The sequence below is a fragment of the Streptomyces sp. NPDC039462 genome (genome assembly GCF_055639375.1).
In genome coordinates this window covers 264,278-286,121 of record NZ_JBVKAO010000003.1, presented here as the reverse complement: position 1 = coordinate 286,121, position 21,844 = coordinate 264,278, and the positions used below count along the sequence as shown (strand labels likewise).

Annotated in this window: 20 protein-coding genes; 13 read left to right on the top strand and 7 right to left on the bottom strand. The window is 72.5% G+C overall.

The window, feature by feature from the left end; all coding sequences use genetic code 11:
• Positions 1-150: 150 nt before the first annotated feature.
• A complete protein-coding gene (locus ACZ7LU_RS18450; RefSeq protein WP_471917238.1) occupies positions 151-2,562 on the top strand; it encodes a right-handed parallel beta-helix repeat-containing protein in 2,412 nt (803 codons plus the stop codon).
• Here ACZ7LU_RS18450 and ACZ7LU_RS18445 read toward each other — a convergent pair.
• Entirely contained in the window at positions 2,522-4,861 is a 2,340-nt protein-coding gene (locus tag ACZ7LU_RS18445) for a hypothetical protein (RefSeq protein WP_471917237.1), read from the bottom strand. The genes ACZ7LU_RS18450 and ACZ7LU_RS18445 overlap by 41 nt on opposite strands.
• A gap of 239 nt (positions 4,862-5,100) precedes the next feature.
• Between ACZ7LU_RS18445 and ACZ7LU_RS18440 the strand changes: the two genes are divergently transcribed.
• A complete protein-coding gene (locus ACZ7LU_RS18440; protein WP_471917236.1) occupies positions 5,101-5,994 on the top strand; it encodes a DeoR/GlpR family DNA-binding transcription regulator in 894 nt (297 codons plus the stop codon).
• 61 nt (positions 5,995-6,055) lie between these two features.
• Positions 6,056-6,577, top strand: a complete 522-nt coding sequence (locus tag ACZ7LU_RS18435) for an SRPBCC family protein (protein ID WP_471917235.1) — start codon at positions 6,056-6,058, stop codon at positions 6,575-6,577.
• A gap of 21 nt (positions 6,578-6,598) precedes the next feature.
• On the opposite strand, the gene cds1 is transcribed toward ACZ7LU_RS18435, so the two are convergent.
• Positions 6,599-7,696: an L-cysteine desulfhydrase Cds1 gene (gene cds1, locus ACZ7LU_RS18430; protein ID WP_471917758.1), complete on the bottom strand. Its 1,098-nt coding sequence runs from the start codon at positions 7,694-7,696 to the stop codon at positions 6,599-6,601.
• A gap of 329 nt (positions 7,697-8,025) precedes the next feature.
• Between cds1 and ACZ7LU_RS18425 the strand changes: the two genes are divergently transcribed.
• Positions 8,026-8,358, top strand: a complete 333-nt coding sequence (locus tag ACZ7LU_RS18425; protein WP_468090216.1) for a hypothetical protein — start codon at positions 8,026-8,028, stop codon at positions 8,356-8,358.
• 192 nt (positions 8,359-8,550) lie between these two features.
• Positions 8,551-9,021 (top strand): ATP-binding protein, encoded by a 471-nt coding sequence (locus ACZ7LU_RS18420; protein WP_398308238.1) that lies wholly within the window; start codon positions 8,551-8,553, stop codon positions 9,019-9,021.
• A 38-nt stretch (positions 9,022-9,059) separates the two neighbouring features.
• Here ACZ7LU_RS18420 and ACZ7LU_RS18415 read toward each other — a convergent pair whose 3' ends face one another.
• The 3 genes from ACZ7LU_RS18415 to ACZ7LU_RS18405 are packed head-to-tail and all read right to left on the bottom strand — an operon-like array spanning position 9,060 to position 12,813.
• Positions 9,060-11,648, bottom strand: coding sequence for an ABC transporter permease (locus tag ACZ7LU_RS18415; RefSeq protein WP_471917757.1), 2,589 nt, complete (start codon positions 11,646-11,648; stop codon positions 9,060-9,062).
• A gap of 32 nt (positions 11,649-11,680) precedes the next feature.
• Positions 11,681-12,523, bottom strand: coding sequence for an ABC transporter ATP-binding protein (locus ACZ7LU_RS18410; protein ID WP_471917234.1), 843 nt, complete (start codon positions 12,521-12,523; stop codon positions 11,681-11,683).
• A complete protein-coding gene (locus ACZ7LU_RS18405; protein ID WP_471917233.1) occupies positions 12,520-12,813 on the bottom strand; it encodes an SHOCT domain-containing protein in 294 nt (97 codons plus the stop codon). Before ACZ7LU_RS18405 ends, ACZ7LU_RS18410 begins: the two co-directional genes overlap by 4 nt.
• Positions 12,814-13,005: 192 nt before the next feature.
• Here ACZ7LU_RS18405 and ACZ7LU_RS18400 point away from each other — a divergent pair, with 192 nt between their 5' ends.
• The 6 genes from ACZ7LU_RS18400 (at position 13,006) to ACZ7LU_RS18375 (ending at position 17,606) form a co-directional block, all read left to right on the top strand.
• Positions 13,006-13,626, top strand: a complete 621-nt coding sequence (locus ACZ7LU_RS18400; protein WP_471917232.1) for a TetR/AcrR family transcriptional regulator — start codon at positions 13,006-13,008, stop codon at positions 13,624-13,626.
• An 11-nt stretch (positions 13,627-13,637) separates the two neighbouring features.
• Positions 13,638-14,033 (top strand): (R)-mandelonitrile lyase, encoded by a 396-nt coding sequence (locus tag ACZ7LU_RS18395; RefSeq protein ID WP_471917231.1) that lies wholly within the window; start codon positions 13,638-13,640, stop codon positions 14,031-14,033.
• Between the two features lie 26 nt (positions 14,034-14,059).
• Positions 14,060-14,644 carry a DUF4865 family protein gene (locus tag ACZ7LU_RS18390; protein ID WP_468715649.1) on the top strand — a complete coding sequence of 195 codons (585 nt, stop codon included), beginning with the start codon at positions 14,060-14,062 and terminating at the stop codon, positions 14,642-14,644.
• A complete protein-coding gene (locus ACZ7LU_RS18385) occupies positions 14,641-15,570 on the top strand; it encodes a phosphotriesterase family protein (RefSeq protein WP_471146436.1) in 930 nt (309 codons plus the stop codon). The genes ACZ7LU_RS18390 and ACZ7LU_RS18385 overlap by 4 nt, the downstream gene beginning before the upstream one ends.
• Before the next feature lie 101 nt (positions 15,571-15,671).
• Positions 15,672-16,271 (top strand): TetR/AcrR family transcriptional regulator, encoded by a 600-nt coding sequence (locus ACZ7LU_RS18380; RefSeq protein WP_468562981.1) that lies wholly within the window; start codon positions 15,672-15,674, stop codon positions 16,269-16,271.
• Positions 16,272-16,391: 120 nt separating this feature from the next.
• Positions 16,392-17,606: an MFS transporter gene (locus tag ACZ7LU_RS18375; RefSeq protein WP_468562979.1), complete on the top strand. Its 1,215-nt coding sequence runs from the start codon at positions 16,392-16,394 to the stop codon at positions 17,604-17,606.
• Positions 17,607-17,811: 205 nt separating this feature from the next.
• Here ACZ7LU_RS18375 and ACZ7LU_RS18370 read toward each other — a convergent pair whose 3' ends face one another.
• Positions 17,812-19,056: an ROK family protein gene (locus ACZ7LU_RS18370; protein ID WP_398308255.1), complete on the bottom strand. Its 1,245-nt coding sequence runs from the start codon at positions 19,054-19,056 to the stop codon at positions 17,812-17,814.
• A 154-nt stretch (positions 19,057-19,210) separates the two neighbouring features.
• On the opposite strand from ACZ7LU_RS18370, the gene ACZ7LU_RS18365 reads away from it, so the two are divergent.
• Positions 19,211-20,536 (top strand): MFS transporter, encoded by a 1,326-nt coding sequence (locus tag ACZ7LU_RS18365; RefSeq protein ID WP_471917230.1) that lies wholly within the window; start codon positions 19,211-19,213, stop codon positions 20,534-20,536.
• A gap of 51 nt (positions 20,537-20,587) precedes the next feature.
• Positions 20,588-21,331 carry a maleylpyruvate isomerase family mycothiol-dependent enzyme gene (locus tag ACZ7LU_RS18360; protein WP_471917229.1) on the top strand — a complete coding sequence of 248 codons (744 nt, stop codon included), beginning with the start codon at positions 20,588-20,590 and terminating at the stop codon, positions 21,329-21,331.
• Between the two features lie 19 nt (positions 21,332-21,350).
• Here the strand turns inward: ACZ7LU_RS18360 and ACZ7LU_RS18355 are convergent, their stop codons facing one another.
• Positions 21,351-21,752 carry a MarR family winged helix-turn-helix transcriptional regulator gene (locus ACZ7LU_RS18355; protein WP_398308261.1) on the bottom strand — a complete coding sequence of 134 codons (402 nt, stop codon included), beginning with the start codon at positions 21,750-21,752 and terminating at the stop codon, positions 21,351-21,353.
• Positions 21,753-21,844 lie beyond the last annotated feature (92 nt).

The window sequence follows — 21,844 nt, the reverse complement described above, 5'->3', positions numbered from 1 at the left end:
GCCCCGGCCATCGGGTCAACTCCGCCTGCCCGCGCGCGCTACGGTGGACCGGCCGAACTCCTCGGCCCCTTGCGCACTGCCGGGACACGCAGTGACACGGCACATCCCGCAAGGTCCGGCGTACGAACAAGGTGGGGGCAGAGCAACTCCATGGCACAGGGCACGGTCCAGGTGACGCACACCGGCACGTCGCGGTGGCGGCGCCGCACCGGCGAATACGCATCGCTCGCCGCTGCCTTGGAGGCCGCGAGCGACGGGGACGTACTGACCGTCGCCGCGGGCACCTACCGCGAGAACCTCGTCGTCCAGCGCGCGGTGACGCTGCGCGGCCCCGAGAGCTCCGCCGGCTCGGTGCGCATCGCGCCGTCCGACGGGGTGCCGCTGACCGTCCGCTCCTCCGCGATCGTGCAGGACCTGCTCATCGAGGGCCAGGACTCGTCCGCGCCCGCGCTGCTCGTCGAGGACGGCGCCCCCGAGCTCATCGGCATCCGCGTGGTGACGCGGTCCGCGGCCGGCCTGGAGGTGCGCGGCGGCGCGCGTCCGACGGTGCGCCGCTGCACCGTCGACAACCCTGGCGGCATCGGCATCGCGGTGCTCGACGGCGGGGGCGGTGTCTTCGAGGAGTGCGAGATCGTCGCGGCGGGCCAGTCCGGTGTCTCGGTGCGCGGCGGCGCCCATCCGCGCCTGGAGCGCTGCCGGGTGCACCACACCTCGGGCGCGGGCCTCTCGGTGACCGGGGAGCACACCGGGCTCGAGGCCATCGGCTGTGAGGTGTACGAGGTCAAGGGTTCGGGGGTGCAGGTCACCGGGCGGGCCTCGGCGCACCTGACCGACTGCGACGTGCACCGCACCACCTCCGACGGCGTCACGCTCGACACGGACGCCGTGCTCACCCTCGCCGACTGCCGCATCCACGACATCCCGGAGAACGCGATCGACCTGCGGTCGCGCTCCGTGCTCACCCTCACCCGGTCCACGGTGAGCCGCTTCGGCCGCAACGGACTCTCGGTCTGGGACCCCGGCACGCGCGTGGACGCCAACCAGTGCGAGATCCACGACAGCACGGGCGACTACCCGGCGGTCTGGGTCAGCGACGGCGCGACCGCCGTCCTGGAGTCGTGCCGCGTGCACGACGTGCCGGACGCCCTGTTCGTCCTGGACCGCGGCTCGCGCACCGACGTCGTCGACAGCGACCTCTCACAAGTGCGCAACACCGCCGTGTCGGTGAGCGACGGCGCGACCGCGCAGCTCGACGACTGCCGGATCCGCGAGGCCGCCACGGGCGCCTGGTTCCGCGACCACGGCAGCGGCGGCACCCTCGCCAACTGCACCATCGACTCCGTGCAGACCGGCGTGATCGTCACCAAGGGCGCGGACCCCACCATCGAGCGCTGCACGGTCACTTCGCCCGCCGAGGCCGGTTTCTACGTCTCGGCGGGCGGTCGCGGCAGCTTCCACGGCTGCCGGGTCAGCGGCAGCGACGGCTACGGCTTCCACGTCATAGACGGCTGCCGTACGACGCTGAAGAAGTGCCGCACGGAGCGGTGCGCCCGGGGCGGCTTCGAGTTCTCCGAGGAGGGGCCGCTCGTCGAGGAGTGCGCGAGCGACGAGAGCGGCGGCCTGCGCGCCCCCGCGCCCACCGCGCAGACGACGCCCGCGGTGCAGACCGCCACGCAGACCGTCGGGCTGCTCGGCTCCCTGCCGGCCCAGCAGACCCCGCAGCCGGCCGCACCGGCACCCAGGAAGGCCGCCCGCGCCTCCAAGGAGGTCCTCGGTGAACTGGACGCCCTGGTCGGCCTGGACAGCGTCAAGCGCGAGGTGCGCGCCCTCACCGACATGATCGAGGTGGGCCGCCGCAGGCAGCTGGCCGGACTGAAGGCCGCGTCGGTCCGCCGCCACCTGGTCTTCACCGGCTCCCCCGGCACGGGCAAGACGACCGTCGCCCGGCTCTACGGCGAGATCCTCGCCTCCCTCGGCATCCTGGAGAGCGGCCACCTCGTCGAGGTGTCGCGCGTCGATCTGGTCGGCGAGCACATCGGCTCGACGGCGATCCGCACCCAGGAGGCCTTCGACCGCGCGCGCGGCGGCGTGCTGTTCATCGACGAGGCGTACGCCCTGTCGCCCGAGGACTCGGGGCGCGACTTCGGCCGCGAGGCCATCGACACGCTCGTGAAGCTGATGGAGGACCACCGCGAGGCCGTCGTGGTGATCGTCGCCGGTTACACCGCGGAGATGCAGCGGTTCCTGTCCGTCAACCCCGGTGTGGCGTCCCGCTTCTCACGGACCATCACCTTCAGCGACTACGCCCCCGAGGAGCTGCTGCGGATCGTGGAGCAACAGGCCGACGAGCACGAGTACCGCCTCGGCACCGGTGCGTCCGAGGCGCTCCTGAAGTACTTCACGGCGCTCCCCAAGGGCCCCGCGTTCGGCAACGGACGCACCGCGCGGCAGACGTTCGAGGCGATGGTGGAGCGGCACGCGGGGCGGGTCGCCCAGCTCGATGAGCCGAGCACGGACGACCTCACCCTGCTGTATCCGGAGGATCTGCCGGAGCTGGTGTGACGCCTTCGGCCGTCGCGGGCCTCGGGGGCGGCACGCAGGGCTTGAGGCGGGCGAGGAGCCGCGCCCGCTCCTCGGCGAACGCGGGGTCGGCCTGGTAGTCGCTGTGGCCGAGGATGGGCGCGGGCAGCGGGTGCTCCTCCGTACGGCCGTAGGCGAGGGGGTCCTTGAGGGCGGCGCGGTCGACCTGCGGGCCGCAGTCGCCGTGCAGCTGGATGGGGCCGCCTATGGGGTCGGTGGTGCGGTAGAGGTTGCGCCAGCAGTCGACCTCGCGGTGCAGGGAGGACAGGGCGGCGGGGCCGAAGTGGTCGGGGAACCACCGGCCGTACAGGCGCTCCAGGGGTGAGCCGTAGGTGAGCAGGGCGACGCGCCTGCGGACCGACGGGCGCAGCTGCCAGGCGGCGGCCGCCGCGAGGACACTGCCCTGGGAGTGGCCGGAGAGGACGAGACGGCCTCCCGTGGCGTTCGTGGCACGCGTCCAGCTCGCCATCCGCCAGGTCAGGTCGGGCACCGCGCGCTCGGCGTAGCACGGGGGCGCGAAGGGATGGGCCGCGCGCGGCCAGAACGTGCCGACGTCCCAGAGGATGCCGATGGTGCGGCGGGCGGAGGGGTCTTTGTAGGCGCGGCGGCCCCAGGTGATGAAGAGTATGAAGCCGAAGCCGATGAGCCAGGATCCGAGGGCCTGGGAGGTCTCCGCGGCGCCCTCCAGGACGTTCGGCGCGCCGTGCGCCGCTTTCGCCGGCACCTCGTCCGTCACCCACGCGCCGGTGAGCGCGGCGGCGCCGAGCAGCAGCGTCACGGCGGAGATGATGCCGACGAGGAGGGGCGCGCGGTCGGTGAGGGCGGCACGCGCGCGGGTGCCCGCGATGCGGCGGGTGCGGGTGAGGTCGGTGCGCTCGTCGGGATAGTCCCGCGCCAGCTGTGCCATCTCGCGGCGCTTGCGCTGCATGGTGCGGATGCCGAACCAGCCGCACAGCACCGCGACGACCACCAGGAGCGGCGGGATCACGGACGCCTGCCAGGTGAGCACCACGGCCGGTCCCGCGATGGAGCCCTGGGTGCCGTCGAGCCAGTCGGAGACGCGCTGCGCGCCGCCGCCGGTCATGACGCCGCCGAGCGCGCAGGACAGCATGGCGACGGCGGGCCCTCCGAAGCCGCGGATGGCGGTGCGGGAGTCGGGCGAGGTGCGGTACAGGAGGTGGGCGGCCACCGCGAGGCACAGGACCAGGAGGCCCTGGACGAGCGCGATGCCGCCGAAGGTGGCGTCGCCGGGCAGCCGGCCCGTGGAGCGCCAGCCGGGGCGGGACCAGCCCGCGTACAAGAGGACGAGCCCGAGGAGGACGAGGGCGCTCAGCGGCAGCCAGCGCACCAGGGTCCGGTCCAGCTTGCGGTCGAGCCGGTTCTCGGTGCGTCCCCTGCGGCACACGACCCAGACGACGACTCCCCCGCTCAGGACGAGGGTTGCGTCGAGCGCCCAGCCGAGGACGTCGAGCAGGGCGGGGCCGCCGGGCCGCCGGTCGTGCCGGGCGGCGGACGTGCCGACCGCGGCGGCGACGGTGAGCAGGCCCGCGGCGGTGTGGGCGGCGCGGAGCCGGGCCACCAGACGCCGTCCGTACCAGAACCCGGGCCTGCCGAGTGCGGTGCGGCTGGTCTCCTCCTCGGGGTCGGGCTGCTGGGGCAGCGGCTGCTGGGATTCGTACGCGCTCCAGGTGCGGTGGGACAGATACCAGAGCAGGCCGGTGAGGGCGGCGGGGAGCAGCGCGGCGACGGCGAGCCGGCGGCCGGGCTGGGACCACCAGCCGCCGTGGCCGTCGGCGTCGGTGGCGAGGAAGCCGAGCCAGGAGCGGTCGTCTGCGCACTCGGGGGTGCCCGCGCACTGCCACGCCGTGAGGTCGAGGGCGAGCTCGCAGGCGGCGGCGACGAGCAGCACGGTGAGGGTGAGGCCGATGAGCCGCACCAGGAGGCCGTAGGTGCGCACGAGCCGCTTGCGGTGGCGCGAGGTGGGGCGCATCCAGTGGGCGAGGTTGACGACCATGAAGGGCAGCAGCAGGAGCCACAGGGCGCGGGAGCCATTGCCCGACGTCAGGTTGCACCAGACGTACGCCTCGGGCACCGGTTTGCCCCGGTAGTCGTCGGGGCGCCGCTCCGCGTCGGCGTCCTCGGTGCGGCGGAACATGGCCGCCGTGTCGTCGCCGGTGATCCGCACGGTGCGCGGGTCGTCCAGCATGCGTTCCGGTGTGGTTCCCCCGACTCCGTGGACCAGGAGTTCGAGGGCGGTCTCGTCCTGCGTGGCACGCTCCACTGTTCCGCTTCCCCCGAGATGCGCATGGTGAGAATCCAAGGATCTCGGCTCGTGGCCCTCCGCGCACCCCTCGTCACGCAATCTCCCCCTTCCTGGTGAGCTTCCCGGCTGTTTCCGGTCGTTCAGGGCCGTGCGTGAGCCGCCGGTCGGTGGCACGGCTGTCGGTCGCGCGTGCGAGGATGAGGCAGCGCGCCGGGCGGGCGCGACGGACGTGACGAGGCAGAAGGGCCGGACCGGGCGTGAGTGACAATCAGAACCTCCTCGCCGAGCAGCGCCGCGCCCTGATCCTCGACGAGGTGCGCCGCCGCGGCGGTGTCCGTGTCAATGAACTCACCCGCAAGCTCGGCGTGTCGGACATGACGGTCCGCCGCGACCTCGACGCGCTGGCCCGCCAGGGCGTGCTGGAGAAGGTTCACGGCGGCGCGGTCCCGGTGGTCGAGGCGAGCACGCACGAGCCGGGGTTCGAGGCCAAGTCGGGCCTGGAGCCGACCGCCAAGGAGGACATCGCGCGGGCCGCGGCGTCCCTGGTGGCGCCCGGCACGGCGATCGCCCTGTCCGGTGGTACGACGACGTTCGCGCTGGCCCACCACCTCTTGGACGTCCCGGACCTGACGGTGGTGACGAACTCGGTGCGGGTGGCGGACGTCTTCCACTCCGCGCAGCGCACCTCCGGACAGCGGCAGGGCGCGGCGACGGTCGTTCTGACGGGCGGTGTGCGGACCCCGTCGGACTCGCTGGTCGGCCCGGTCGCGGACCAGGCGATCGGGGCGCTCCACTTCGATGTGCTCTTCCTCGGTGTGCACGGCATATCTGTGGAGGCCGGCCTGTCGACGCCGAATCTGGCGGAGGCCGAGACCAACCGGCGTCTGGTGCAGTCGGCGCGGCGCGTGGTGGTGGTCGCGGACCACACCAAGTGGGGGACGGTGGGCCTGAGTTCGTTCGCGACGCTCTCGCAGGTCGACACGCTGGTGACCGACGCGGGACTGCCCGCCGAGGCGCGCTCGGAGATCTCCGAGCATCTGAACCGGCTGGTGATCACGGGCGAGCGGGCGCCGACCGGGGAGACCGACGGAGAGACCGACGGTTCCGCCGCGGAGGGCGCCGACAACTCCGAGGACGGCGCAGACATCTGACGGCCCGCCAGCTAAGGTGACGGTACTCGGTCAACCATCCGTCCGCTGGGGGCAGAGTTACATGGCACGCCGACTTCGCCCCGTGGGGCTCGAGTTCGTGGATTCCGCTCCGGTGCGTCTGGTCTTCGTACGCGAGGTGAGCGCGCCTCCCGAGGCGGTCTACCGCGCCCTGGCCGACGACGTGACGGGCTGGCCCCGGTGGTTCACCGCGGTCACCCTGTGCCGGCCGACCGGCGGGGGCACCGGCCGCGAGGTCCGGCTCAAGGGCGGGACGCGCTTCCAGGAGTCGATCCTCGCCGCCGACGGACCGGTGCGGTACACCTATCGCGTCGACGAGACGAACGCGCCCGGCCTGCGCGCCCTCGTCGAGGAGTGGCGGCTCTCCCCGGCCCGCGCCGAAACCACCGGCACGGCCGGAACCACCGGAGCCGATGCCACCGGCACCCGGGTGCAGTGGACCTTCGCCATGGACGGCACCGCACCCCTGCGCGGCGCCATGAGGCTCGTGCGCCCCGGCCTCGGGCGGTCGTTCCGCGACGCCGTCACGGCGCTGGACCGGCGGCTCGCCGCAGCCGGGGCATAGGCTCCGAGCCGGGGAAGGCGGCTACTCGGGCCACGCCCCCGTGGTCAGCAGCGTGTCGATCGCGAGCGCGTACGGCGCGATGTCCAGGCCCTGTTCGGCCAGCCACGCGTCCGAGTAGTACTTGTCCAGATAGCGGTCACCGGGGTCGCAGATCAAGGTCACGACGCTGCCCGTGCGGCCCGCGGCGACCATCTCGGCGACGATCTTCAGGGCGCTCCACAGGCCCGTGCCGGTCGAGCCGCCCGCCTTGCGGCCGATGGCTTGTTCCAGGGCGCGCACCGCGGCGACGGACGCCGCGTCCGGCACCTTCATCATGCGGTCGATAGCGCCGGGCACGAAGCTCGGCTCCATGCGGGGCCTGCCGATGCCCTCGATGCGGGAGCCGCAGTCGCTCGTGGCGTCCGGGTCGCTCTTCGTCCAGCCGTCGAAGAAACAGGAGTTCTCCGGGTCGGCGACGCAGATGCGGGTGTTGTGCTGCATGTAGTGGACGTAGCGCGCGATGGTGGCCGAGGTGCCGCCGGTGCCCGCCGTGGCGACGATCCACGCGGGCTCCGGGTAGCGCTCCAGCCTGAGCTGCTGGTAGATCGATTCGGCGATGTTGTTGTTGCCCCGCCAGTCGGTGGCCCGTTCCGCGTAGGTGAACTGGTCCATGTAGTGCCCGCCCGTCTCGACGGCGAGGGCCGCGGACTCCGCGTACATCGTGCGCGGGTCGTCCACGAAGTGGCACCGGCCGCCGTGGAACTCGATCAGGCGGATCTTCTCGGCGCTGGTCGTGCGCGGCATCACCGCGATGAAGGGCACCCCGATCAGCTTCGCGAAGTACGCCTCGGAGACGGCCGTGGACCCGCTGGACGCCTCGATGACCGGGCGGCCCGGCCGGATCCAGCCATTGCACAGGCCGTAGAGGAACAGCGAGCGGGCGAGGCGGTGCTTGAGGCTGCCCGTCGGGTGGGTCGACTCGTCCTTGAGGTACAGGTCGATGCCCCACTGCTCGGGCAGCGGGAAGCGCAGCAGGTGCGTGTCGGCCGAACGGTTCGCGTCCGCCTGGACCTTGCGAACGGCTTCTTTGAGCCAGGAACGGTACGTTTCGTCGCTGTGGTCGACGTCGAGCGTCGGCATCGGCTCGTCGGCTCGAATCTGCTGTGGGGTGCTCACGGCGGGGCTCCTTCGCGTCGTGCCGGACGCGATTCGACGCGGCCGTACACCTCGATCTTAAACACCCGCCACACGCTCCTCACCTGCATAAACACACCTTTGAGCACCTCAAAGGCACAGCTGGCGCAGCCTCGGGGGGAGCGCACGGAACACCGCTGTGGGCTGCTGCGAAGTGCCTGTCCGACACCCCCGTGCGCACTGGTGCTCCACGCCGGGGGCGTGCAGACTTCACCGCACGGGACGCCTGTCCCGGTCGGAGCGATCCACCGAAACGCACAAGGGGGCACAGAGCCATGGCGGAGCCGGAGTTCACGGCTACGGGCGTGCGGATCGGGCGGCGCTTGCGCTCCCTCACGCGTGCCGGCGAGGTCCGTATCACCGACGGCAGGCTGGAGTTGCTGACCAGTTACGGCACGGAGATCGACAGCGCGCCCCTGCAGGCGGTGCGTACGGGAAAGCCGTGGTTCGCCCCGGAGGACAGGGCTCTCGCCGAAGTGAACGGCACCCGCTATCTGCTCACGCTCGGCGACCACGAACCACGTCCGGGTGAGACCGGGCCGCCGACGGTGCGCAGGTTCATCGAGGCGGTGCGCAGCGCCACGGAACACCAGCGTCCACGGAGCTGAGCGGACCCGCCGCACCACGCGCGAGTTGCACGCCCCCACCCCCTGGGTCACTCTGGTCTCACATCACTCTGGGTTTACCGGCGATGACGCTGCGAACCAGCCCCGCCGGCCACACAGCAGGCGGCAGACCACGCGGCCCCTGCTGGATCCGATCGTCGTCTTCTTCCGGACTCAATTCGGGGAGTCGCAGCCGTGATCAGCCAGCCAAGCAGGCATTGCACGGTAGAGCTCCAGGCCCTGCCGTCGCGGATCCGCCAGGTCCGCAGAATCGTATCTGCGCAGTTGCGCTACTGGCATCTCGATCCCTTGATAGACCAGGCCGCCCTCGGTGTGACGGAGTTGCTGACCAACGTCCACCTGCACGCCGAGGACAAGCTGTGCACCGTGGAGATCGAGCTGCTGCTCGACCGGCTCACGGTCTCCGTCCACGACCACGATCCCCGGCTTCCCCAGGTCCATGACGTGGAGTCGCTCGCCACCTGTGGCAGAGGGCTCGCGATGGTCGCCGCGGTGAGCGAGAGCTGGGGCGTCCGCCCGCAGGGCGACGCGGGGAAAGTCGTGTGGTTCACGCTGCCGGCCCCCTCCCCCGCGGTGTCCGTGTCCTCGTATCCGGTGTACGGGGTGGTCGAGAAGACTCCCGCCCGGTCGGCCGTTGTCGGCTGACCGGGCGGTGACGTCCCGTTCCGTGCGCGGCAGGCGCGTCATTCGGTGGCGATGGCCCTCAGCACGTCGAGCCGCGCCGCCCGCCGAGCCGGGCGCAGGCCCGCCAAGGCGCCCGCCGCCAGGCCCACCAGGGCGACCACCGCGAGCCGCCCCGGCGGCACGGCGAACGCGAAGGCGGTCTCGGTGGCGCCGTCGGACGCCTTGACGAGCACCCAGCCGAGGAAGCCGCCGAGCGCGAGACCGCCGGCCGTGCCGAAGGCGGCGACGAGCACCGACTCCCAGCGGACCATGGCCCGCAGCTGGGCCCTGGTCTGACCGACCGCACGCAGCAGACCCAGTTCGCGGGTGCGCTCGTGGATCGCGAGGGTCAGCGTGTTGGCGATGCCGAGCAGTGCGATGAGCACCGCGAGGGCGAGCAGCGCGTAGACGAGGGTGAGCATCATGTCGATGCCGCCCGCGGAGGCCGCCGCGTACTCGGAGCGGGTCTGCACGTCCGGCTCGCCGTGGTCCCGCACCGTCTTCGCGATGGCGGTCTTGCCTTCGGCGGTGCTCACGCCGTCCTTGAAGGTGACGGACACGACGGTGTCGGCGTCCTGCACGCGGTGCGGTGCCCAGGCCTCACGGGTGATGACGTAGTCACCGGCGAGTTCGGAGAGGCCGTAGACCGCGCGGACCGTGAAGGTCTCCTTCTCGCCGTCGGCGAAGGCCAGTTGGACCCGGGAGCCGACCTTCAGGTCCCGCTTCTCCGCCTCGGGCCGGGTGATCGCGATGCCGTCTTCGCCGAGCGCGCCCAGCGACCCTTCGACCTTCCCGAGGTCGAAGGAGTCCGCGAAGGGCTCCGGGTCGGTGACGGTGAGCGCGCGGCCCTCCCCGTCGACCTCCGCGGCTCCCCTGCCGAGACCCACCGCGGTCTCGACCTCCGGCCGCTCGGCGAGCGCGGGGGCCAGCTTCGGGCTCAGGCCGCTGCCGCCCCCGCCGAAGCCGGGGGCGCTGATCGCGACGTCCCCGGCGAAGGACCGGTTCACGGTCTGGTCCATCGTGGCCTTCAGCGAGGCGCCGAAGACCGTGAAGAGGGAGACGACGGCGACGCCGATCATCAGCGCGCTCGCGGTGGCCGCGGTCCGCTTGGGGCTGCGCAGGGCGTTGCGCCGGGCGAGGCCGCCGGTGGCGCCGCGCAGCCGGTCGAGGGGCCCGCCGAGGATGCGTACGGCTCGCGAGGAGGCGACCGGGCCGAGCACCACGAAGGAGACGAGAGCCAGCGCCGCACCGGCCCCGGCGAGCCAGACCGAGGGGCTGACCAAGACGCCGGTGAGGGTGAGCCCCACGGCGGTCAGCGCGAGGCCCGTGCCCACGACGGCGCGGCGGCGCGAGGCGCCCGAGTGGTCGACGGCGGTCTCGCGCAGCGCGGCGAGCGGGGCGGTGCGCCCGGCCCGTACCGCGGGCACCACCGCCGAGCCCAGGCAGACCATGACGCCGACGGCGAGCGGCAGCAGCATGGAGAGCGCGCTGATCACCAACTCATCTTCGGGGAAGGGGAATCCGATGGCGGGGAACAGCGCCTGCAGCCCGGCGGCGACCCCGATGCCGCCCGCGAGGCCCGCGGCCGACGCGACCACGGCGACGGCGCTCGCCTCGACGAGGGTGGCGGCGGTGACCTGGCGGCGCGAGGCGCCGAGCGCGCGCAGCAGGGCGTTCTCGCGGGTGCGCTGGGCGACGACGATGGCGAAGGTGTTGTGGATGCTGAAGGTGGCGACCAGCAGCGCCACGCCGGAGAAGACCAGCAGGAAGCTGGTGAAGAGGTCGAGGAACTGACCCGAGATGTTGTCGGTGCTTTCTGCGGCCGACGCCTCGCCCGTGATGGCCTCGACTCCGCGCGGAAGCACGGGAGCCAGCGCGTCGACGAGCTCCTGCTCGCTCACGCCGGGGCCGGCCCGCACCCGGATGGTCGAGGCCTCGCCGGGCTTCGGCATGAGGTACTTCTCGGCGTCGGCCCGCGTCATGCCGGTGAACGTGGTCTGCGCCATGCCGTCCTCGCCGCCGAAGGTCGCGAGGCCCACGATCTTCACCTCGACCGGGTCGGGGGTGCGCAGCGTCGTCGTGTCGCCGATCTTCAGGCCCCCGGTCTCGGCGGCGCCGCGGTTGACGACGACCTCGCCGGAGCGCGCCGGGGCCCGGCCTTCGGCGAGTCGGTACGCGTTCAGCTCCTCGTCGTCGATCCAGTTGCCCGCGAGGGTGGGCGGGCCCTGGCCGCCGATGGGCTCGCCGTCCTTGCCGAGGAGCTGGCCCGCGCCTTCGATGCTGGGCTCGGCGGCCGCCACCGGCCCCGTCTTCCCGCCCTCCCTTGTCTTCCCGATCTTCTCGATCTTCTCGACGAGGTCGGTCCTGACGGGCTGGCGGGTGCCCTGGCTGTCGTCGGGTGTGGTGATGGTGGCGGCGCTGCGGACGACGGCGTCGGTGCCGCTGGTCGCGTTGCCGAACATCGTGTCGAAGCCGGCGCGCAGGGTGTCGCCCATGACGAGCGTGCCCGCCAGGAAGGCGACGCCGAGCATGACGGCGAGGAACGTACCGGCGAAGCGGCGTTTGTGGCCGCGCAGTGAGGCCGTGCTGAGGCGCATGGAGGCGGCCAGGGACCTCTGATGACGGTGGGAGTCCGGGGAGTTCATGACGCCGGGCCCTTCGTGCGGGTGCCCGGGGCGGGGCTCGTGAGCGGCTTCGTGTCGAACGCCTTCAGGCGGTCAAGGACCTTGTCCGCGGTCGGCCCCGCCATCCGGTCCACGAGCCGTCCGTCGGCGAGGAAGACGACCTCGTCGGCGTGGGCGGCGGCCACCGGGTCGTGGGTGACCATGACGACGGTGCGGCCCATCCGGCGCACCGCGTCGCCGAGCAGGTTCAGCACCTCTTCACCGGAGCGCGAGTCGAGGTTGCCGGTCGGCTCGTCGGCGAAGACGACGTCGGGCCGGCCGGCGAACGCCCGCGCCACGGCGACTCGTTGCTGCTGTCCGCCGGAGAGTTCGGCGGGCCGGTGGTGCAGCCGGTCGCGCAGCCCGACGACGTCGACGAGGGAATCCGTCCACTCGCGGTCGCCGTCGATGCCCGCGAGGTCCATGGGCAGGGTGATGTTCTCGGCGACGGTGAGCGTCGGGACCAGGTTGAAGGCCTGGAAGACGAAGCCGACGCGGTCCCGGCGCAGCACCGTCAGGCGCCGGTCGTCCAGCTTCCCGAGCTCCGTGTCGCCGATGAAGGCGGCGCCCGAGGTGAGCGTGTCCAGGCCCGCCGCGCAGTGCATCAGGGTGGACTTGCCCGACCCGGACGGCCCCATGATCGCGGTGAACCGCCCGGCCGGAAAGGCGACGCTCACCCCGTCCAAGGCCCGTACTGCGGTGTCTCCGCTGCCGTAGACCTTCACGGCGTCGACGACGCGGGCGGCGCCGACGCCGACGTGGGTGTCGGCGCCGGTGTCGGTATCAACAGGGTGGGCGGGTCGGCCCGGCGTGGCGCTCATGCCGCACCGCCCTTGGACGTGCGGCCGAACTCCTCGTTGAGGACGGTCAGCCTGCGCCAGTACTCGTCCTCGTCGATCTCGCCCGCGGCGAAGCGGCGGCCGAGCACGGCGATGGGTGAGTTCTCGCCGATGCCGGTGGGAGCGCCCGGCGCCCGGAGCGGGCCGCGACGGCCGCGCCACACGGTGCGGCGGAGCACGGTGACGGCGCCGATGACGACGGCCGCCCAGATCAGCGGGAAGAAGAGGATCCACGGGCCGGGCCCGCCGTCCCAGTGCGCCAGGGTCTGCATCTGAAGTCATCTCCTACGAAGCAGGTTGTTCTGTGGGTGCTGCCTGATGCCTCCAAAACTCGCCCCTGGGGTGCCCTCACGTCGTCGTACGGCCAGCGGCACCACGCGTACCACCCGGGGAGTATGTGCGGCGTCCGCGCCTGCTTCCATCACCTGTGGATCTCTGTACCTACTAGTATGTACAGTGGACGCATGAGCACTCCGGAGCGTCTGATCGAGTCCACCCGCGAGCTGCTGTGGGAGCGGGGGTACGTCGGTACGAGCCCCAAGGCCATCCAGCAGCACGCGGGCGCCGGGCAGGGCAGCATGTACCACCATTTCGCCGGGAAGCCCGACCTCGCGCTCGCCGCGATCCGGCGCACCGCCGAGGAGATGCGGGCCACCGCCGAAGCCGTCCTGAGCGGCGACGGCCCTGCGTACACGCGCATCGAGGCCTATCTGCTGCGCGAGCGCGACGTGTTGAAGGGCTGCCCGGTCGGTCGGCTCACGATGGACCCGGACGTCATCGCGAGCGACGAGCTGCGCGCGCCCGTCACCGAGACGCTCGACTGGCTGCGCGACCGGCTCGCCGGAATCGTCGAAGAGGGCCAGGGCCAGGGCGAGTTCACGGCCACGCTCAACGCGCGGGACACCGCGTCGGCGATCGTCGCGACCGTGCAGGGCGGCTATGTCCTGGCCCGCTCCTCGGGTTCACCGACGGCCTTCGACGCGGCGGTGCGCGGCCTGCTCACGCTGCTGGCGGCCTCGCGCACGAATCCCGCGTCCGCTGCCACTCCGTCCACTGCTCCCGCCTCCCCCACCACCACCGCGTAAGGATGCCCGCGTTGCACATCACCCGGAGCCGACCCGACAGCGTGCGCGGGGCCGCCGAACACTTCACCGGAACCGTCTGGCTCGACGAGATCGCCGCACCCGAACCCCCGTCCCGGTTGCGCATGTTCAGCGTCCACTTCGCGCCGGGCGCCCGCACCGCCTGGCATCGCCATCCCCACGGCCAAGTCCTGCACGTCACCGAGGGCGAGGGGCTCGTGCAGCGCGAGGGCGGCCCGGTCGAGTCGATCAGGGCAGGCGACACCGTATGGATCGAGCCCGGCGAAACGCACTGGCACGGCGCGGGGCCGCGCACGTTCATGACGCATCTGGCCGTGGTCGAGGCGGCGGCGGACGGGACCACCGTCGACTGGGGCGCCCTGGTCGAAGCCGACACCGACCCCAACTGAGCCCGCCGCCAGAGGAGTACACCACCGTGCATGCGATGCAGTACGAGATCACCCTGCCCGCCGACTACGACATGGACGTCATCCGTCACCGAGTCGCATCGAAGGGCCACCTGCTCGACACGTTCCCCGGGCTCGGGTTCAAGGCGTACCTGATGCGCGAGCGCGGCAGGGACGGCTCACCCGTGAACCAGTACGCGCCGTTCTATCTCTGGAACACCGCCGAGGGCATGAACTCCTTCCTCTGGGGGCCCGGGTTCCAAGGACTCGTCGACGATTTCGGGCGACCGGTGGTGCAGAACTGGACCGTCCTCGCGTACGAGGAGGGCGACGCACCCGGAGCCGTACCGAGGGTGGCCGTCCGCCGGCACCAGCGGATCCCCGCGCCGGCCCGGCTGCCGGAACTCGCGGGCGAACTCGCCGCCGAGGCGCGGCGGCTGGTGCGTGAGGACGGCGCGTCGAGCGCACTGGCCGCCGTCGACCCGCGCACCTGGGAGGCCGTGCACTTCTCGCTCTGGGAGCACGAGGCACCGGACGGCCTCGGCGACGCCTTCCAGGTGCTGCACCTCTCGTCGCCCGAGCGGGAGAAGCTGCCGCGCGGACGGCAGTGGTGAACGAGCAGCAGCCGGTACGCAAGGTCCGTACCGTTCTCGGGGACATCGACCCGACCCGCCTCGGTGTCTGCGACGCCCACGACCACCTCTTCCTGCGCAGCCCCCAACTGCCGGGCCAGGAGCTGGACTCGGCCGACGCCGCGGCCGCCGAGCTGGCGGCGTTCCGCGCGGCGGGCGGGCAGAGCGTCGTGCAGTGGACGCCCCACGGAATGGGGCGGTGTGCCGGACGGCTGCCCGAGCTGTCCAGGGCGACGGGCGTCCACCTCGTCGCCGCGACGGGACTGCACCAAGCAGCCCACTACACCCAGGAGTTCGTCAACGGGCTCCACGCGGACGGGCTTACGGATCTCTTCGTCCGTGAACTGACCGAGGGCATCGGGGAGTCCGGCGTGCGAGCCGGGCTGATCAAGGTCGCGGGCGGTTTCCACGGTCTCGACGGCCACGCGCGCCTGACGATGGCGTCGGCGGCCGAGGCACACCGGGCGACGGGTGCGCCGATCGCCGTCCACCTGGAGCTGGGCACCGGCGCCCTGGACGTACTCGACCTGCTATGCGGCGAGTTCGCCGTGCCGCCGCACCGGGTGATCCTCGGCCACCTCAACCGCGCCCCCGACCTCACCGGCCACCTCCAGGCCGCCGAGTCGGGCGCCTATCTGGCCTTCGACGGCCCGTCGCGCTCCCATCACGCCACGGACTGGCGCATGCCGGACGCCGTGCGCTCCCTGGCGGACGCGGGCTTCGGGGACCGGCTCCTCCTGGGCGGCGACACGACGACCGCGGCGGCACGGTCGGTCGACGGAGGACCCGGCATGCCGTATCTGCTGCGCAGGGTGCGGCCCCGGCTGGCACGGGCGGTGGGCGACGAGCTGGTGGAGCGGGTCCTGAGCGTGGATCCGGGGCGTGCTTTCGGGGTGGAGTGGAGGTAGGACCGCGCCGTCAGCGACGTATTGCACTGCCATCACCCACGTATGGCGGTGCCGCAGAAGACGTATTGCACCGACCGTTCCAAAACCTGTACCGTACCGACATGGCCCGACCGAGGAGTTTCGACGAGGAGCGGGCCCTGGACGCGGCGATGCACGCTTTCTGGGCGAACGGCTACGAGGCCACCTCGACCCAGGACCTGTGCGAAGCCACCGGCCTGGGCCGCAGCAGCATCTACAACACGTTCACCAGTAAGCACGACCTGTTCCGGCGATCCCTGACCCGGTACATGGACATGATGAACACCGCGCAGATCGAGATCCTGGAGGACGTGGAGCGGTCGGCCACGGAGCGCGTCCGCGCGCTGCTCACCCGGGTCATCGACGGAGAGTTCGAGCACCGCGAGAACGGCCACAGCATCGGCTGCCTCACCGTCAACACCACGGTCGAACTGGCCGGGCGCGACCCCGAGGCCGCCGACCTGCTGGAGCACGACCTCGCGGCACGGCTCACCGCACTGCGCGCCACGATCCGGGCCGGGCAGCAGGCGGGCGACATCACGTCCCGCCGGGACGCCGACGCGCTCGCCCGCTACGTCAACGCGGTCATCGCCGGCATGCGGGTCTCCGCGCAGGGCGGCGCCGACCGGGCGACGCTGCAGGCCATCGCCGAGACCGCGCTGGACGCGCTGGCGGTCCGGTAGCGACACCGGCCCCACCCCCCTTAGCGCCTATCCGCTTGGTGCCCATCCGCGCCCTTTCGCGCCTTCATTCTGTACTGAACCATCCAAAACTTGCCCGACACCCGACAGGAGCACTCCGCCATGCCCCGCGCCGTATACGTACTGGCCCTCGGCATCTTCGCCATGGTGACCAGTGAATTCGTGGTCGCAGGACTTATGCCGCAGATGGCCGACGGACTGGATGCCACGATTTCCGAGATCGGCTATCTCATCACCGCCTTCGCCGCCGCGATGGCCCTCGGCGGGCCCTTCCTCACCGTCGCCGTGCTGAGGCTGCGTCAGAAGTCCGCTCTGATGCTGCTGTTCGGGGTCTTCCTGGCGGGCAACGTGCTCGCGGCCGTCGCGCCCGACTACCGCACCATGCTGGTCGCCCGCGTGCTCACGGGCATCGCCTCCCAGGCGTTCTTCGGCGTCTCGATCTCGCTGGCCTCCAGCCTCACCCGCCCCGAAGTGCGCGGCCGTGCCGTCGCGGTGGCCCTCAACGGGCTGATGCTGGGCACGCTGCTGGGCCTTCCGTTCGCCACCGTCGTCGGTGAACACCTGGGCTGGCGCGCCGCGTTCTGGGCGATCACCGTCCTGACCGTGCTCGCCGCAGCGGCCACTCTCGTCGGGGTGCCGAGCGGCGCCGACGGCGCGGGCGAGGAGAGCGGCAGCCTCCGGCAGGAGCTGGGCGCCTTCCGCAATCCCCGGCTGTGGCTCGTCCTCACCACGAGCACCTTCGTGATCGGCGCGACGTTCTCCGCCTTCAGTTACCTCAACCCGATCCTCACCGAGCTCACGGGCTTCTCCACCGGCACCGTGCCGCTGCTCCTCATCGCGTACGGCGCCGCCACCGTCATCGGCAACACCGTCGTCGGCCGGCTTGCCGACCGTCGCACCGTCCCCGTGCTCGTCGTCGGCCTCGCGCTGAACCTGGCCTTCCTCGTCGGGTTCGCGCTCTTCGCCCGGCTGAGTGTCCCCGCCGTCGTGTTCATGCTGGGCATCGGTCTGGTCGGCGTCACGATGAATCCCGCCCTGGTGACCCGCGTCCAGCGCGCCGGCAACGCCCGGTCGCTGGTCAACACCGTCCATTCGTCCTTCATCACGCTCGGCATCATCATCGCCACGTCCGTCGGCGGCCCCGCCATCGACACGTTCGGGCTGCGGGCGCCGCTGTGGATCGGCGCCGGCCTCGCCGCACTCGGCCTGCTCTCCCTGCTGCCGGACCTGCTGCGCGGCCGGGCCCCGGCCGCGGGGCGGACCGAGCCCGCCGCCACCGCGCGCGAAACCCCGGACGACGTGCCCCAGCCCGCGTGACCGTCCACGCCCTCCGGGGCGGCCGCCTCATCTGACCGTCCACCCGCTCCGGGGGCGCTAGCCCGTCTGGCCGTCCACGCGCCCCATGGCCGCGGCCCGGGCTGGCCATTCACCTGCCGCAAGGCCCCGGCTCGGGCAAGCCGTCCACCCGCCGCAAGGCCCCGCTCGGGCCAGCCGTTCACACCGCCCCAGGACCCCGGCCCGGCTACCCCTCCACCCGCCCCAAAGCCCCCAAGGGGTCGTCGAGCACCGGCTGCCAGGCCAGCTCGGCGGCCCCCACCAGGCTGTTGTGGTCCAGCGTGCAGGCCAGGATCGGGACGCCGCCGCTGCGTCCCCACAGGCTCCGGTCCGCGACGACGGCGCGCAGCCGTTCGGGGTCGGCCTCCAGGAGAGCGCGGTGCAGTCCGCCCAGGATGATCCGGTCGGGGTTGAGGATGTTGACGAGACCGGCGAGCCCGAGGCCGAGCCGGTCGATCAGCGCCTCGGCCGCGGAGCGCACCGACGGGTCGCCGTACGCGTTCCGGAGCAGGTCGCGGGCCTGTACGAGCAGCCCCTCCGGCCCCGGCTCACGGCCCGCCTCCGTCAGGAAGGCGAGGGGGTCCGTCTCGACGTCCAGGCAGCCCCGGCTGCCGCAGTGGCAGGGGCGCCCCGCGGAGTTCACGGTCAGGTGCCCCACCTCCAGGGCGAGGCCCGAACTCCCGGTGTGCAGGCGCCCGTCGAGGACGAGGGCGCCGCCGACACCGCGGTGTCCCGTCGCCACGCACAGCAGGTCCCGGGAGCCCCGGCCCGCGCCGTGGCGGTGCTCGGCGAGAGCGGCGAGGTTCACGTCGTTGCCCGCGAAGGCCGGTCCCGTGATGCCCGCGTCCCGTACGCGATCCGCGAAGATCTCGCTGACCTGCGCGCCCGCGGGCCATGCCACGTGCAGCGGGTTGAGCGCGGTGCCCTCCGGCTGCGCGACCGCGGACGGTACCGCGAGGCCCGCGCCCACACAGCGCCTGCCGGTCTCGCGCAACAGCCGCGCGCCCGCGTCGACGACCGATCCGAGCACGTGCGCGGGGTCGGCGTCGACGGTCTCGCAGCCCGGCGCGGTCGCCACGATGCTCCCGCCGAGCCCGACAAGGGCGGCCCGGAAACCATCGGCGTGCACCTGCGCGGCGAGCACCACGGGCCCCTCGTCGGCGACGGCGAGCCGGTGCGAGGGCCGGCCCTGCGAGCCCGCGGCCGCGCTGGGCTTCGCGTCGATCCGGATCAGCCCGAGCGCCTCCAGCTCCGCGGCGACGGCGCCGGCCGTGGCACGGGTGACACCCAGCTCGGCGGTGAGCACGGCACGGGTGGGAGCGCGTCCGGTGTGGACCAGTTCGAGCGCGGGGCCCAGCGCGCCGCGCCCTCGCTCCAGGCGGGTACGCGTGGTCACTTCCCCCTCGGCACGGGGGTCAGCCTTGCCGTTCATGAGGGCGAGTCTCCCATGATCCGTACACGGCCTCGCCGTTCAGCCGTCATCTGTTCGTTCCTCCCCCGCACCGTCGCGCGAGACGCGACACCCGTCTCGTACGCCGCCGCGCAACTGTCTTGTACACGCCCCGCGCGCACCCTACCCTGACTTTGTGCCGCTACTAAACAAACTCGGGTTCGCAGCACCGCGACCCTCCGGCCCCGCCCCCACCCCGGCTCCCGACCTCCGCCGCCTACGCATCGCGCTGACTGTCTTCTTCGCCTTGGACGGCTTCGTCTTCGCCGGCTGGGTCGTCCGCATCCCCGCCATCAAGGACCAGACGGGGGCCTCTGCCGGCGAGCTGGGGCTCGCGCTGCTCGCGGTCTCCGCCGGGGCCGTGGTCACCATGACGCTCACCGGGCGGCTCTGCCGGCGCTTCGGCAGCATCCCCATGACGGTGGCGTGCGGAGTGGCGCTGCCGCTGAGCGTCGCGCTGCCGCCGCTGACGGGCTCGGTCCTCGTCCTCGGTCTCGTCCTGCTGTTCTTCGGGGCCGCGTACGGCGGCATCAGCGTGGCGATGAACAGCGCCGCCGTGGATCTCGTACGCGCGCTGCGGCGGCCCGTGATGCCCAGCTTCCACGCGGCGTTCAGCCTGGGCGGCATGCTCGGGGCGGGCCTCGGCGGACTGGTCGCCGGACACCTCTCCCCCACCCCGCACCTGCTCGGCATCACCGTCGTCGGCCTCGCGATCACCGCCGTGACGGCGCCCGCGCTGCTGCGGCACGGGGCGGCGGCCGGTCTCGGCGGAGCCGCCGAGGCGGCTGGGAGCACGGATACGAACACCCCTGCCGAGGCCTCCGCCACTCGCGGCGGTCCGTCCCGCATGGACCGCCGCACGCGCGGACTCGTCCTGGTCTTCGGGCTCATCGCGCTGTGCACCGCGTACGGCGAGGGCGCCATCGCGGACTGGGGGCCGCTGCACCTCGAGGAGGACCTGCACGCGCACCCGGGCGTCGCCGCCGCAGGCTACTCGTGCTTCGCCTTCGCCATGACGATCGGCCGGCTCTCCGGCACCGCGCTCCTGGAGCGGCTCGGCAGGACCCGCACGGTGGTCGGCGGCGGTGCGACGGCCTGTGCCGGAATGCTGCTCGGCGCGCTGGCCCCGTCGGCGGGCCTCGCCCTCGCGGGGTTCGCCGTCACCGGGCTCGGACTCGCCAACATCTTCCCGGTGGCGGTCGAACGCGCGGGCGCGCTCGCCGGGCCCGGCGGGGTCGCCGCCGCGTCGACACTCGGCTACGGCGGCATGCTGGTCGGGCCGCCGCTGATCGGCTTCATGGCGGACTGGTACTCACTGCCCACCGCCCTGACGAGCGTGGCGCTGCTCGCCGCCGTCGCCTCGGTCATCGGCCTCGCGACACGACGTACGGAGACCAACGAGCGGTCCGGGACCGGCAGCAGGGCCGACAGTAGGACGGGGGAGCGTACCGAATCGGTCTGACATCACCCGGAGGTTCCGGTTCCAGCACGCTCCATCCGACACAATCCCCCCATGGATATTTTCGGACACATACAAGTCGTGGACAGGGAAGGCCGGTTGCTGGCCCGGGCCGCCTCGGAGGCGGGGACCGACGCGAAGGTTCCCACCTGCCCCGACTGGCAGGTGCGGGACCTGCTCCGGCACACGGGGATGGTGCACCGCTGGGCCGCCGCGTTCATCACCGAGCGGCGCACCTCGTACCGGCTCGGCGGTGAACTGCCCGACCTTGACGGCGAAGAGCTCGTCGACTGGTTCCGCGAAGGGCACGCCGCGCTCGTCGAGACACTCACCGCGGCGCCGCCCGACATCGAGTGCTGGGCGTTCCTGCCCGCTCCTTCGCCGCTGGCCTTCTGGGCCCGTCGGCAGGCGAACGAGACGACCATCCACCGGGTGGACGCCGAGTCCGCGCGCGGGGGCACCCCGTCGCCGATCGATGTCGACTTCGCCGTGGACGGGATCGAGGAGCTGCTGCTCGGCTTCCACACCCGCGAGAAGAGCCGCGTACGCAGTGCCGTGCCGCGTGTGCTGCGGGTGCGGGCCACGGACACGCCGGACGAGCGGAGTTGGACCGTACGACTCTCCGACGGGCCGCCCGTGACGGAGCGCGGGGCGACGGCGCCCGCGGACTGCGAGGTGTCGGGACCCGCGGCGCGGCTCTATCTGGCGCTGTGGAACCGGCTGCCGTTCCCGCAGGTGACGGGCGACCGCGCGTTGGCGGCGCTGTGGCGGGAGAGGTCAGCGATCGTGATGGGGTGACCGGCGACAGGGGTGGCCGTCAGTCGGCGGGGGCGTCGAGCATCCGTTTGAGGACTGCCCGCTGCAGGGGCCGCACCTCGTGGTGCAGGGCGCGCCCCTTGTCGGTGAGGGAGACGCGCACGCCCCGCCTGTCCTCGCTGCACATGCCGCGCTCCACGAGGCCGTCCTTCTCGAGACGCCCGATGAGACGGGAGAGCGCGCTCTGGCTCAGGTGGACCTGCGCGGAGATCTCCTGCACTCGGAACGTACAGCCGCCGTCGTCCGAAGACCCCTCGGCCAGCACGTCAAGCACCTCGAAGTCGCTCGCGCCGAGCCCATGAGGGTGCAGCTCCCGGTCGAGCTCGCACAGAGTGCGCGCATGCACCGCGAGGATGCCCCGCCACTGATCCACGAGCCCGCGCTCGGCCGTTTTCGCCGCCATGACACGCACGGTAGCAGAAAGCCCACCATTGTTTGCACTGGCATTTATTGCACATGCATTCACATTGGAGCCCCGCTGCCGCCTGATGCTTG

Bases quoted from the DNA above. Each gene is read 5' to 3' on its own strand.
- ACZ7LU_RS18450 (WP_471917238.1), top strand. From the start codon at position 151: ATGGCACAGGGCACGGTCCAGGTGACGCACACCGGCACGTCGCGGTGG.
- ACZ7LU_RS18425 (WP_468090216.1), top strand. From the start codon at position 8,026: ATGGCGGAGCCGGAGTTCACGGCTACGGGCGTGCGGATCGGGCGGCGC.
- ACZ7LU_RS18405 (WP_471917233.1), bottom strand. From the start codon at position 12,813: ATGCAGACCCTGGCGCACTGGGACGGCGGGCCCGGCCCGTGGATCCTC.
- ACZ7LU_RS18435 (WP_471917235.1), top strand. From the start codon at position 6,056: ATGGCACGCCGACTTCGCCCCGTGGGGCTCGAGTTCGTGGATTCCGCT.
- cds1 (WP_471917758.1), bottom strand. From the start codon at position 7,696: ATGCCGACGCTCGACGTCGACCACAGCGACGAAACGTACCGTTCCTGG.
- ACZ7LU_RS18375 (WP_468562979.1), top strand. From the start codon at position 16,392: ATGCCCCGCGCCGTATACGTACTGGCCCTCGGCATCTTCGCCATGGTG.
- ACZ7LU_RS18370 (WP_398308255.1), bottom strand. From the start codon at position 19,056: ATGAACGGCAAGGCTGACCCCCGTGCCGAGGGGGAAGTGACCACGCGT.
- ACZ7LU_RS18360 (WP_471917229.1), top strand. From the start codon at position 20,588: ATGGATATTTTCGGACACATACAAGTCGTGGACAGGGAAGGCCGGTTG.
- ACZ7LU_RS18400 (WP_471917232.1), top strand. From the start codon at position 13,006: ATGAGCACTCCGGAGCGTCTGATCGAGTCCACCCGCGAGCTGCTGTGG.
- ACZ7LU_RS18380 (WP_468562981.1), top strand. From the start codon at position 15,672: ATGGCCCGACCGAGGAGTTTCGACGAGGAGCGGGCCCTGGACGCGGCG.
- ACZ7LU_RS18355 (WP_398308261.1), bottom strand. From the start codon at position 21,752: ATGGCGGCGAAAACGGCCGAGCGCGGGCTCGTGGATCAGTGGCGGGGC.
- ACZ7LU_RS18410 (WP_471917234.1), bottom strand. From the start codon at position 12,523: ATGAGCGCCACGCCGGGCCGACCCGCCCACCCTGTTGATACCGACACC.